An 11,492-nucleotide genomic window follows, 5' to 3' on the forward strand; every position below is an offset into this window, starting at 1 on the left:
TCCCATCCCATAAAGTCCAGCTATACCTCCAAAACCAACAATAGCCGCAGTACTAATAAATGTAGCACCATAACTCATGGCCATAATATACGGGTGAGTGGTACGGCCGGCAACCATGAAATCTTCAGCAGTTTTAGTCCGTTTCCAAGCTACATACCCAGTATAACCAATTATAATCATATATGCCAAAATAATAATTGATAATAATAATATATTCATATAATCACTAAACCCCATTAAAATGATTTAAAATTTAATCCAGCTTATTTCAAATTAATATTTTATTGCTCTTTTTATACTCATTTTGATGATAGCCTCCATTTAATCTCCAAGAATTAAATTCAAAAGAATTATTGAAATTCATTACTATCTAAACAATTATATTATTTAAAAATTGCCAAATGTTTTTTGAATATTAATAAATCTAATTATAAATAAGTAAATATAAGATTCAATAATAAAAATTTAGAATTTAAATTAATTCAAATTAAATAATAAATAAAATTATAAAATAAAATATTTGAGAATATTGTATTAGATTTATGCCAATTCACTAATCAGCCGGATCCAAAAAAATAAGCACAGTGATAACATGATATGGAACAAAGAAGCCGAATGCATGTCCAATAAAGAAAAAGAAGAATTACAACTAAAATTATTAAAAGAAGTGGTTAAAAGGGCCTATGAAAATGTTCCTTATTATAAAAATCGTTTTGATAAATTGAATATCAGACCAGAAGATATTCAAACTTTAAAAGATATTGAAAAATTACCATTTACCACTAAAACTGATTTAAGGGATGCTTATCCTTTTGGAATGTTTGCGGTTCCAGAAGAAGAAATAATAGAGGTCCATACCTCCTCAGGAACAACGGGTAAACCCACAGTATCAGGATATACTCAAAAAGACCTGGAAATCTGGGGAGAAGTGATGGGTAGAGCACTTACTATGGCCGGAGCTGGTAGGAAAGACAAAATACAAAATTGTTATGGTTACGGGCTTTTCACAGGAGGATTAGGTGTTCACTACGGAACACAGGCTGGATCGTTTGTGAGGATTGACTCTTTGTTATTCAACACCCAACCCCACAATCCCTTAAATTTCTTAAAAATTGTTTTCTTATCTTTTTTCTTGAATTCTTTCCGGAAATCTCGTTTAAGGGTAGGAACCATTAGATAACCTGTTTTAGGATTTATATATCCTACAAAACCATATTGGCTTCGAGTTAGATCTTTGGCATGTTCTAAAACAAGATATGAAATATCATCAATTGAGGATTGAGACAGGAGATTTCTTGATAATTTAGCCAGAGCATTGTTAATTGAAACTTCCCGTGACAAGGCGGTTTCCATCTTTTTACGTTCAGTAGTGTCACGTGCTGAAGTTAAAACAATTTTTACATCACTTTTCTCATCAAATTCTGGCACTAACAATGCATCTATCCATATACCCTTCGGGAGTTCAAATTCAATGTGGTTATTTTTTTTGTTTTGAATACTTTGTCAATAGCTTTCTCCCACAATTTCACTAAATCCTTTGGAAATCCCATTTCCTTAAGTGTTTTACCTATAAAGTCCTCAGGCATAATACCTGTAAACTTTTCAACAATGGGATTTACATAAAGGTGTCTGTGCTCTCTATCATGACGCATGATAAGGTCAATTGAATCATCGGATAAAGCCCTGAAACTTTCTTCACTATGTTTTAAGGCTTCTTCCATTTTTTTACGTTCAGTCATATCTATAAAACTTTCTAGTAGGCATTCACGTCCTGCTAATTTTATTGGAATCACAGTTTTTAATATGGGTATTTCATTACCTTTAACATCTAAAAGAACACGTTCAGAATTATCTAAAACTTGATCAAGGTCACTGATGGGGCATTTACCTTCGTCAGCGGGGCATATGTATCTGTGACATATATTTCCCATAATTTTTTCTTTTGAAACACCTATGAGGTCGGCGGCTACTTGATTAACATCAAGTATTTCATGGGTTTTCTCATCAACTACAATAATTCCAGTGTGGACTGAAGAAAAAATGGTTCTTTGATATTCTTCACTATGTTTTAAGGCTTCTTCCATTTTTTTACGTTCAGTGATATCTCGTGCAGTAATTATAACAAACTTTACCTCACCTTTTTCATCAAATTCAGGCACTAAAAAAGCATCTATCCAAGTACCTTTAGGAAGTTTTAATTCAACATGATCATCGGTTTTGGTTTCAAAAACTTTATAAACAGTCTCTTTGTACAGTTTAACTAAATCATCAGATAAACCAAGTTGTACAAACTTTTTGCCAATAAAATCCTCTGGAGGAATACCACTTAGCTTTTCGATTGTTGGATTCACATAAAGATTTCTGCATTCTCGATCAAAAAGCATGATAATATCAAATGAAGTCTCAGCTAATGTTCTAAAACTTTTTTCAATACCAGTTAAAGCTTTTTCTATTTGCATAAGTGCATCATTATCTCTCACAGTACCTAGGAAAACACTTTTTGGACCATAGTTTTTAAGTTCAGTGACAACTATTTTAACAGGTATAATCTTCCCCTTTTTAGTATGTAAGTTAATTTCAAAAATAGGAAATTTTTTAGCTTCAATTATCTTTTTTATTCCTTTACTCAAGATTTCAGCTGATTCAGGGTATATATCTTTCATTTTCATGGATAAAAGCTCTTTTTTAGAATATCCTGAGAGTTGAATTAGCTTTTTATTTACATCTAAAATCTTCATATCTTCAGAGAAGATGTTTATTGGAACTTTAGAATTATTAATAGGGAATTTATATCCCTCTTCAGATTCTTTAAAAACCTCATTTAAATGTATTTTTTCATTGAAACTATCAGGTTCTACAAAGATGTCTTCTGATTTGTTAGATTCATTTACATCTTGACGTTTTTTCTTTTTTTTATAGTGCATAGTAACAAAACCCAAATCACGACTGCTAACACTATTTTTTTGATTAGGATTAACCAGATTCTAGTCATATTATTAATTTTCTACACATATATATCTAACAAATTTAAATAAGGATACTAAATTTAGTAATATTGTAGCTTGAATTTTGAGATTCATTTTTTTATCAGTTATTAATTTAAAGTTTAGATTATGGAAACACATATTTTAAGGTATAATTCACAGTTTAAGCAGATAATATCAGTTATAATAATTTAAAATGCATTTGTTATAAAAAAAGTCTTATTAAATTAATAATTTTTGAATCCCCTTTTTTAATCTTTTTTAGGGGGCTTTTTTGAGAATTATATTTTGAGATGTTTTAGAACTTTTATCATCAAATCTATGAGTTGCGAAGTTTATCCACTTTTAAAGTTAGATTAAATAAGATAATCATGCCAAAAAAAATAAAAAAACAAAAAACTAATAGGATATTATTAACTCATTTATCATTAAAAAATAATGGGGGGAACATATTAAACTGAGTTAACATCCCATTAGCGTTTGTATGTGTTTGCCAGTTCTTTATTGACTTTCACTACATCTGGAGGTAGTTCTTTTAGATCTTCTGGAACTGGTCCTAATGCATCTGCTTTTGCCTGATCATCGATAACCGAGCCTGCAGGCACAAGTCTACCATCAGATATCTTCACGTTGTTTGTTACCACTGCATTGTGTAATATAACACAGTTTTTACCTATGGTTGCTTTGAATATCACTGCACCAAAGCCAATAAAACTTTTATCATCAATAAAGACAGGACCGTGAATTATACAACCGTGTGCCATTGAAACTTCTTTTCCAACGTAGACAGAATAATTTTTACCCCCAACAACTACTCTGGGGTCTTTAAGACCATGTATAATCACACCATCTTGGATGTTTGAACCATCACCAATATAAATAGGTGATCCCTCATCACCACGCACTGATGCAAATGGTCCAATGAAAACGTTACTTCCAATAGTCACGTCTCCGATTACTCTGGCAGAAATATCTACAAATGATGTGGGATCTATCTGTGGAGACTTCATTTGCGGATTCCATGATGTTATTGGACTTGTAGAAATATTTGGAGATCTAGAAAGCCCATATATGGATGCAGCCAATACAATGATGGCTATAGAAATTGCAATTAATATAAAGTGTTCTTTCTTCATTTTTGATTCACCTACAATTTAATAAAAATTTAAAAGAAGAAATTATAGTGAAGTACCAAAAGTTTTAAACTATTGTACTCATGAAAAAGTCTGAAAGAGTGATTTTAGACGGATTAAAGACTAAATTAATAGAATTTATTTTTCTATAAGTTTAATAAATCACCTTCTCCACTATAAATTGAAACTAAATAAATAAAATGGCTAAAATAGATTAAAGCTCATTTTACTATTTTGCTTTATTTTCTGATTTTTCAGTTGTTTGTAGTGTTTCTTCTTTAGATTCATTTTCCACTTTGATTTCTTCTTTATCTGCTGATATTTCTGTATTTTTTTCTGTATTTTTTGCCTGATCTGATTCTTCTTTTATTTTAAACTCGGTTTCACGTTGAGTCCTTTTGAACTCTCCCAAAGCTTTACCCATTCCTTTGGCAAGTTCGGGAAGCTTCTTTGCACCAAAAAGTAGAAGTACTACAAAGAGAATTATTAGAAGTTCTGGCATTCCTAGTCCACCAATCATTTTTTCACCTCCTTAACCAATCGATTCATTTGCAACATCTGTTTTTATATCTCTATGGATGTATTTCGTCAAAAGAATACTCACCTCAAATAAGAGGATCATAGGGAAGGTGACGATAAGCTGTGTAAATGGTGTTGGATCAGGTGTTAAAATTCCTGCAATTACCAAAATACCTACGTAAGCTCCTTTTCTGTTACCTGTAAGTGTATCAGAATCAATTAGATCAAGGGATGCAAGGGCACCACATACTAATGGTAATTCAAATAGGAGCCCGAATGTCAATATCATAAGAAGTGCAAATGAAATAAAATCCCCTAAAGATAATAGTGGCGTAACTCCTGAAGAGGTTGCATAACCAATAAGGAATGTTAATGTCATTACAAGCACAATTTTGTAAGTAAATATGGCTCCAATTCCAAAAAGTATCAATGCAGGAGGTATAGTTTTTATTAAAAAGGAATTTTCAGAACCTTTAAGGGCAGGTTTTAAAAATTTCATGATTTCATAAAGAATGTATGGTAGAGCAATAACAAACGCAACAAGTAAAGATACTTCTACTTGTGCCCATACTGCTTCTAATGGACTTATAACAATCAAACGGATCCCTTCAGGCAGTAAATCATTCTGAATTCTAATAAGTAATTGATTAGCAAATGGAAATGTTGCACAAGATAATCCTAGAACTACTATAACTATTCTTATCAATCTAGTTCTTAGCTCTTCAAAATGTGAGATTAATGATTCATCCATGATTCATCACCACTTAGGAAATTGTTCGTTATCATATTTACAGCCATTTCTGCACTTTTTGTCACATCATCTGAAAGTTCTAATGATTCTTCGATTTTATGAATCCTGATACCCAGAATGCATATATTATCCAGGATCTTCTCTGAATAAACTGATTTCATCATTGAAAATATATCAAATAGACTTAAATCATGCCCTGAGAAATAATATTTCTCCTTCTCTTTTATTATATGAGATGCCTTCATGAATATAATGTTTTCTATATCCTGATTGGATCTAAAAGCATCAACAATAATGATTTTATTATATTTTTCAATTAAACTAAACAAAATCGCCCCATATGTTCCAGCATCTATTATATCAGCCTGATTTGGAAGATCCCTTTCTTCGAGTTTTTGGATTATCTGAATACCTACTCCATCATCTCCAAGTAACAAATTTCCAAAGCCAACAACACAGATCATTTTTCCACTGAAAATAATTTAGAGATGGCACTATTCAGTGCCATCTGGGTTTTTTAGTTCTATCATGTGAGATGAACATGAACAACATGGATCAAATCCTCTTATGGTTCGGCTTGCATCTCCTAAAAGTAGTTTTTCGTCTTCAGTGGGTTCGCGTCCTAATAATGCCATTGTTTCTGGTCTTATCTCCACGAGATCATCTGCCACAGCTTCTTCAAAAGCCCCTGTGTTTGCTGTAGTTGGTACCATGCAGTCGTATGATGCAGTTTTTAAATCAGATCCTACTGTTATTGTGTGCGTCAGGGTTCCACGGGGTGCTTCAATTACACCAATACCAGATCCTGCCTTCGGGGTGGGGGGTGAATAACTGTCCACTTGAGCTACTGCATTAGCCCAACCACCATTTAGAATTCTGTCGATCATTATCACTGTTTCTATTAATCTTGTTATGTGTCTGTTTCTTGTTGAAGGAGATAATATATCATTTGCAGTAGCACCCCAATCAGATGCAATACTGTCAACTGTTGATTTTACAACGTTGTCTCCTGCTTTGTATGCTACTCCCAGTCTTGCCAAAGGTCCTACTTCACAAACATAGTTTACACCATTATGGGTATAGTATGGTCTTTTGGTGTAACTGTAGTTTGTTGGAAGATTTATTATGCTCCCGTAGGGTGTTATGACCTCTTCTTTCACATTTGTTGGGTTAAATGGTACTATTGTGGCTGAGTTGAAGTCTGTTGGATTTGAGGGGTTCCTTATTAAAACTCCTCCAGATGTTCCAAAGTATGAAAATGATCCTGAAACACCGCTGTAGAAAGGAATACCAGAACTCATATAATTACAGGGCCTTATACCAAAGTCGTTTGGCAGGGCCAATAGGGCTCCTTTTAAAGTACCTAAAAGGGATACTGCATAATTTTGTATCTCTTGCATTCGGGCTTTGATCTGTCCAATTTCTGTTGTATTTGGGACTTTAGTTTGTCCTCCAGGAATACATGATGCAGGATGAACTGGTTTTCCTCCAAATACTGCTACACAAGCCTGTGCCTTGTTGTGGGCACTGATTATATTAGGAAGTTCTTGGTCTATTATATTATGGGGCAGCATATCCTTCCCAGCAAGTACAAAAAAGTGCAGAAGATGACTGTTGACTGTGTGTACTGCAACCATGAGCCTTCTAACCGCTTTTGCATTGTTAACTATGTTTGTGCCGTAGGCTGCCTCAACAGCACATGTGCTTGCCATGTTCTGTGGGACTGGGCAAACACCACATATTCTTGGGACTAATTTTGTAACAGTTTCTGGTTGTTCTCCCACTGCAAATTTCTCGAATCCTCTAAATTCTGTGACACAGAATTTGGGATACCTTGCAGCATTATCTGTTGGTAAATTCAAAGTTCCATCGGTGGGCGTTATAAGATTTTTTACCTTTAATTTTCCATCGACCACTTCGGTTTCTAATTCAAGTTTTCCATCACCTTCAATTCTAGTTACGGGTTTTATTTCAACTACCATTTAATCACCTATTTACCTATCATTCTTGTTTTGTTTGCTGTTGTGTTTGTGGTTGCGTTTGTTGTATTTCCACTAGGAGTTTCATTTCCAGCCCCATATTGATTTCTCATTTGTACTTGACCTTTAACATAATATGGTGTTAATGGGTACTGGTCTCTGTAACATCCTATACAAATATCATCAACCAGTGTACATGGTGCTTTTCCACCAGTGCTTCTTGTAGCTCCACATTGCCATGGACTATCGTGACCCTGGCATCCGAGATGTTTTTTACATCCTGGCTGACCTAGTTCACTTGCTTGAGGGCCTTCAGGATCATAGATACATGGATCACATACTCTTCCAGGTTTTATGGCTTCGCCAATAGCTCCACCAGTTACCATGTACCATATTTGTTCTGGTTGTGGTGGACATCCTCTGATGTATGCATCTACTGAAATTACTTCGTTTATAGGGTGAAGATCTAAAAGACCCTTTCTTGAATTCAAACCAGGAACTCCACCGTAGGATGCACAATCTCCTAATGCAACAACCTTAGTTGAAATCGATCTGGCGTGATCCAGAAGTTCTGAAGACTCAACTGTCGGACCTGCAATACCCTCGATTATACAAATATCTAGGGAGTCCATATGTTCAAATGATTCAGCTAGAACATCTACTAGAAGTGGTGCATATTTTATGTCTATTGTTGGTAGTATATCGGCAACAGTTGGGCTTGAAGAACTGATATACCTCATATCTAATCCAAATTCTGTCAGAGAAACCTGACATCCCGCACATGTTCCAAGTTGGAGTATTCCTACTTTTGGAGAAGCTGCAAAGACTTCTTCCATGGTCGCTTGTCCACTAAACAGTGTTGCCACGGTCCCTGCGCCCACAGCCTTCAGGAATGTTCTCCTATCTATTGGATGATCCAATATTTTTTTGAATTCTTTTTTCATATAAATTCTCCTTTTACGTATTACTATTTTCATGTCACTTTATTTACTTAATATTACGTATTACTGATAAATCGTTCATATCATGTATTAATACTTTTCGATTTGAATCAATTGGAAAAAGTATATATATTCTATTTATTAGAATGAAGGTTAGTAATAATATAAAAATATATATTAACAACAAAATGATTTTAAAAACCTAAAATGGAAGCTAAAAAAAATCAATAAGATATTTAAAAGATCTAACTTTAATTAAAAGTTGAAATAATTACGTGATTCATCCATAAATGTTAACTTTCATTATAGAAATCACATAAATCAGTTATGGGACATTCTTCATGTTTTGGCCCAATTGGCCGGCAAATATCCTGCCCAAAACGCACAAATTTTTCATTTAAATCACGCCAATAACATTCAGGAACAATTTTAGCAAGTTCAAACTCAGTTTCATCAGGATTCTTTGTATCAACAAGCCCCAAACGATTTGAAATCCGGTGTACATGTACATCCACGGGAATAGCATTCTTTCTAAATCCATAAACCAGAACACAGTTTGCAGTTTTCCTTCCAACTCCTGGAAGGCCTAATAATTTATTTATATCACATGGAACAACATCATCATAATCTTCATGAATAATTCTTGAAACTTCCTTAACTCTCTTTGCTTTAACTCTAAAAAAACCTGCTTTTTTAATTAATTTTTCGATTCTCTCAGTTGGAGCATTTGCAATTTCTGCAGGTGTTTTATAAACAGAAAAAAGGGTAGCTGCAGCTTCATCAGTGTTTTCATCGCGTGTTCTCTGGGATAAAATGGTTGTAATCAACACTCTAAATGGATTTGGATTTTTTACAGGCTTAGCAACGTATTTATCAAGCCTTTCCATGATTTCTTTGATCTCATTTTGAATTTTAATCACCTTCCTCTTCTTTCCATTTTTTGTGTATTGAAGGACAAACAGTGTAATAACTACAAAAATTGCATTTCCAATTATTTGCATCTCCAACCGAAGTTGGTTCTCTTTTCCCAGCCCAGTATTCAAGTGCCCATTTCATACCCCGTGAAAAAAACCGTTCATCAAATCTGTATATTTCTTTGTGAACTTCTTGAAATGTTTTTTGATGTATATAATTAATTTCAATAGTTTCTGATAATGAGGGTAATGTACTGGCTTTTTTAAGCATTTCATTAATTAAATTCCCCACTGAAAGAAGAGTTCCATATTCATTCCATTCCTTTTGGGGAATTTCAAGGCTTTTCATATATTCTTCGCTTAAAATAAGTTCATTAAAATCATTTTCTATTAAATCAACACCATATACTTGCCAGAAATCTCCCATTTCAGTTTCTTTATTTATCATGGAGTTAAGCCCATACCAATAAATCATTCCCTGCATTTTATCACGAATTATTTGCTGAGCCGACGGTGGATTTAGACTTTTACGAGTTTTCATCTCTACTACTTGGGTTTTTTTAGTTTTCACCCGTTTATTATTATGAACTTCAATTTCTTCTATTTCTCTTACTTCATCAATGATTCCCATTAAAAGAGCAGAACTAAATTTGGATACTATTGGAAGTTCACGGGTTAAACCTTCTTTTTCGTAAAGTTCCAACCCTACAAGGATGTTATGAACATTAGAATGAAGTTTATCTCCAGGTGTTTTAATTTCAACAACTATTTCTTCTAAAACCTCAAGAAAACGGTTTTTGTGAATTTCACTACCTTTTTCTTTTTCTGGTGTGGAAATTTCTCCATATTTACGCCTTAAATCTACTGCCATTTCACACCAAAACTGGCTGGCAATTGTTGAGGGACCTAAAGTAATTGAAGACATGTTATCATATTAAATAAATTAAAATTTGCTGAAAATGATAAATGATGTTTAAAAACCTAATTCTTTTTCTTCCATTTCTAATTCTTCTTTTTCCCACTCTAATTCTTCTTTTATTTGGCCTTCTTCATCTTCATCGCCTTTATTCCAATTTAAAACACCATAAATAATGCAAAGAAGAGTAACTAAAATACATGCAATGTAAGCTCCCCAAACCCAGGGATCTGGTATACCTAAAACCTCCATACATCCACCTCCTAATTTTATTCAATCTTAAATATTATCTTTAATATTTAATCATTACTATCTATTTTATTTATATATTTATAAATTCCTCTAAACTAAATTAGTCAAAATAAAAATTGAATAATTAGAATAAGATAATTATTATTTAAATTTATTTATAATTCTAAGAAAAGAAAAAAAAGCAAAAAAATCCATTAAAAAGAAGAATAAATTAATTATTCTCTTTTTAAAAACCTTCAAAACATTTATCTAAGTGTTCTTTGCTTGGTGGTTTAGTTAGCAAACTAACTACCACTGTAAAGAACATGGCTACGGGTACTCCAATAACCAGAGGATCTACAAGAGGCCATGGTAGAGTATTAATAATCAGATTTTGACCACTGATCGCTTTAAAAATCCCTAAAGAAACTGCTGTTTTTTTATAAACAAACAATAACCAGAATAAACTAGTGAAAGTTCCCATCACCATACCCACTATAACTCCTGGTTTGGTTGATCTTTTCCAGAACAATGCACAAGTATAAGCAGATAAAAAAGCAGCTGCACATAATCCAAAGAATAGTGCCGTTCCTTGAGCAACAATACTCCCAGGAAGGGTAAATCCTAAAATAACCGCAATTATAACTGCAACAAGAATTCCTATACGAGTTATCAGTACTGATCTATCTCCACTTCTATTAAAAATAGTTTCATATACATCTCTACCAATAGCAGTTCCTTGAACATGGAATTGCGCACTTAAAGTAGACATAGCTGCTGAAAGTAATGTTAACAAGAAAAGATAGGTAAACCATTCCGGCATAGCTGAGTTAATGAAAATAGGAATAATTTTATCTACATTTCCTGCAGCAACTTGTATAGATATTTGTCCCATCTGTTGGAAAAAGAAAACATTAGAAAGTGAACCAACAACATAAGCTGATCCTGTGATGACAAAAATAAAGATACCACCAATAAGAACACCCCTATTGAGTTCTTTATTTGAACGTACTGTCATAAAACGAACAACTAATTGAGGTTGAGCCAGTACACCAATGCCTACGCCCATTATTATAGTAGAAACTAAAGTCCACCAAAATGGACTACCAAATGACGGGAAAGTT

Annotated in this window: 15 protein-coding genes and 1 pseudogene; 4 read left to right on the forward strand and 12 right to left on the reverse strand. The window is 33.4% G+C overall.

From position 1 onward, the window contains the following. The coding region (locus Q7I96_06495; GenBank protein MDO9627254.1) for a sodium:solute symporter family protein at positions 1-219 on the reverse strand (219 nt) is incomplete at its 3' end. A gap of 373 nt (positions 220-592) precedes the next feature. On the opposite strand from Q7I96_06495, the pseudogene Q7I96_06500 reads away from it, so the two are divergent. After that, positions 593-1,039, forward strand: a pseudogene (locus tag Q7I96_06500) (phenylacetate--CoA ligase). 400 nt (positions 1,040-1,439) lie between these two features. On the opposite strand, the gene Q7I96_06505 reads toward Q7I96_06500, so the two are convergent. After that, the gene (locus tag Q7I96_06505) at positions 1,440-2,939 is read right to left on the reverse strand and encodes a PAS domain S-box protein (GenBank protein ID MDO9627255.1); all 1,500 of its coding nucleotides are present in this window, start codon (positions 2,937-2,939) and stop codon (positions 1,440-1,442) included. Positions 2,940-3,457: 518 nt separating this feature from the next. Next, on the reverse strand, positions 3,458-3,748 hold the full coding sequence (locus Q7I96_06510; protein MDO9627256.1) for a hypothetical protein: 291 nt from the start codon (positions 3,746-3,748) through the stop codon (positions 3,458-3,460). Positions 3,749-3,905: 157 nt separating this feature from the next. Here Q7I96_06510 and Q7I96_06515 point away from each other — a divergent pair, with 157 nt between their 5' ends. Then, entirely contained in the window at positions 3,906-4,142 is a 237-nt protein-coding gene (locus tag Q7I96_06515; GenBank protein MDO9627257.1) for a hypothetical protein, read from the forward strand. A gap of 204 nt (positions 4,143-4,346) precedes the next feature. On the opposite strand, the gene Q7I96_06520 is transcribed toward Q7I96_06515, so the two are convergent. Genes Q7I96_06520 through Q7I96_06535 form a run of 4 tightly spaced genes read right to left on the reverse strand, consistent with a single transcriptional unit; the run spans position 4,347 to position 6,547 of the window. Then, on the reverse strand, positions 4,347-4,637 hold the full coding sequence (locus tag Q7I96_06520; protein MDO9627258.1) for a twin-arginine translocase TatA/TatE family subunit: 291 nt from the start codon (positions 4,635-4,637) through the stop codon (positions 4,347-4,349). Between the two features lie 12 nt (positions 4,638-4,649). Then, positions 4,650-5,387 carry a twin-arginine translocase subunit TatC gene (gene tatC, locus Q7I96_06525; GenBank protein MDO9627259.1) on the reverse strand — a complete coding sequence of 246 codons (738 nt, stop codon included), beginning with the start codon at positions 5,385-5,387 and terminating at the stop codon, positions 4,650-4,652. Continuing rightward, entirely contained in the window at positions 5,372-5,851 is a 480-nt protein-coding gene (locus Q7I96_06530) for a hydrogenase maturation protease (protein ID MDO9627260.1), read from the reverse strand. Before Q7I96_06530 ends, tatC begins: the two co-directional genes overlap by 16 nt. Before the next feature lie 30 nt (positions 5,852-5,881). Next, entirely contained in the window at positions 5,882-6,547 is a 666-nt protein-coding gene (locus tag Q7I96_06535; GenBank protein MDO9627261.1) for a nickel-dependent hydrogenase large subunit, read from the reverse strand. On the opposite strand from Q7I96_06535, the gene Q7I96_06540 reads away from it, so the two are divergent. Beyond that, positions 6,531-6,668 (forward strand): hypothetical protein, encoded by a 138-nt coding sequence (locus Q7I96_06540; GenBank protein MDO9627262.1) that lies wholly within the window; start codon positions 6,531-6,533, stop codon positions 6,666-6,668. The genes Q7I96_06535 and Q7I96_06540 overlap by 17 nt on opposite strands. Before the next feature lie 420 nt (positions 6,669-7,088). Then, on the forward strand, positions 7,089-7,373 hold the full coding sequence (locus tag Q7I96_06545; GenBank protein ID MDO9627263.1) for a hypothetical protein: 285 nt from the start codon (positions 7,089-7,091) through the stop codon (positions 7,371-7,373). 4 nt (positions 7,374-7,377) lie between these two features. Here Q7I96_06545 and Q7I96_06550 read toward each other — a convergent pair whose 3' ends face one another. From Q7I96_06550 to Q7I96_06570, 5 genes are all read right to left on the reverse strand, one after another. Next, positions 7,378-8,310 (reverse strand): twin-arginine translocation signal domain-containing protein, encoded by a 933-nt coding sequence (locus Q7I96_06550; protein ID MDO9627264.1) that lies wholly within the window; start codon positions 8,308-8,310, stop codon positions 7,378-7,380. 290 nt (positions 8,311-8,600) lie between these two features. Beyond that, the gene (gene nth, locus Q7I96_06555; GenBank protein MDO9627265.1) at positions 8,601-9,194 is read right to left on the reverse strand and encodes an endonuclease III; all 594 of its coding nucleotides are present in this window, start codon (positions 9,192-9,194) and stop codon (positions 8,601-8,603) included. Positions 9,195-9,219: 25 nt separating this feature from the next. Next, a complete protein-coding gene (locus tag Q7I96_06560) occupies positions 9,220-10,146 on the reverse strand; it encodes a hypothetical protein (protein MDO9627266.1) in 927 nt (308 codons plus the stop codon). 48 nt (positions 10,147-10,194) lie between these two features. Beyond that, positions 10,195-10,389, reverse strand: coding sequence for a hypothetical protein (locus Q7I96_06565; GenBank protein ID MDO9627267.1), 195 nt, complete (start codon positions 10,387-10,389; stop codon positions 10,195-10,197). Between the two features lie 226 nt (positions 10,390-10,615). Beyond that, positions 10,616-11,492 (reverse strand): sodium:solute symporter family protein (locus Q7I96_06570; GenBank protein MDO9627268.1); only part of this gene is annotated, 877 nt, incomplete at its 5' end.

The sequence above is a fragment of the Methanobacteriaceae archaeon genome (genome assembly GCA_030656015.1).
GTDB lineage: Archaea > Methanobacteriota > Methanobacteria > Methanobacteriales > Methanobacteriaceae > UBA349.

Excerpts from the sequence above, each read along its gene's own strand:
- Q7I96_06510 (MDO9627256.1), bottom strand. The coding sequence starts at position 3,748 with ATGGCACACGGTTGTATAATTCACGGTCCTGTCTTTATTGATGATAAA.
- Q7I96_06515 (MDO9627257.1), top strand. The coding sequence starts at position 3,906 with ATGAAAACGTTACTTCCAATAGTCACGTCTCCGATTACTCTGGCAGAA.
- Q7I96_06520 (MDO9627258.1), bottom strand. The coding sequence starts at position 4,637 with ATGATTGGTGGACTAGGAATGCCAGAACTTCTAATAATTCTCTTTGTA.
- tatC (MDO9627259.1), bottom strand. The coding sequence starts at position 5,387 with ATGGATGAATCATTAATCTCACATTTTGAAGAGCTAAGAACTAGATTG.
- Q7I96_06530 (MDO9627260.1), bottom strand. The coding sequence starts at position 5,851 with ATGATCTGTGTTGTTGGCTTTGGAAATTTGTTACTTGGAGATGATGGA.
- Q7I96_06540 (MDO9627262.1), top strand. The coding sequence starts at position 6,531 with ATGACCTCTTCTTTCACATTTGTTGGGTTAAATGGTACTATTGTGGCT.
- Q7I96_06550 (MDO9627264.1), bottom strand. The coding sequence starts at position 8,310 with ATGAAAAAAGAATTCAAAAAAATATTGGATCATCCAATAGATAGGAGA.
- nth (MDO9627265.1), bottom strand. The coding sequence starts at position 9,194 with ATGGAAAGGCTTGATAAATACGTTGCTAAGCCTGTAAAAAATCCAAAT.
- Q7I96_06560 (MDO9627266.1), bottom strand. The coding sequence starts at position 10,146 with ATGTCTTCAATTACTTTAGGTCCCTCAACAATTGCCAGCCAGTTTTGG.
- Q7I96_06565 (MDO9627267.1), bottom strand. The coding sequence starts at position 10,389 with ATGGAGGTTTTAGGTATACCAGATCCCTGGGTTTGGGGAGCTTACATT.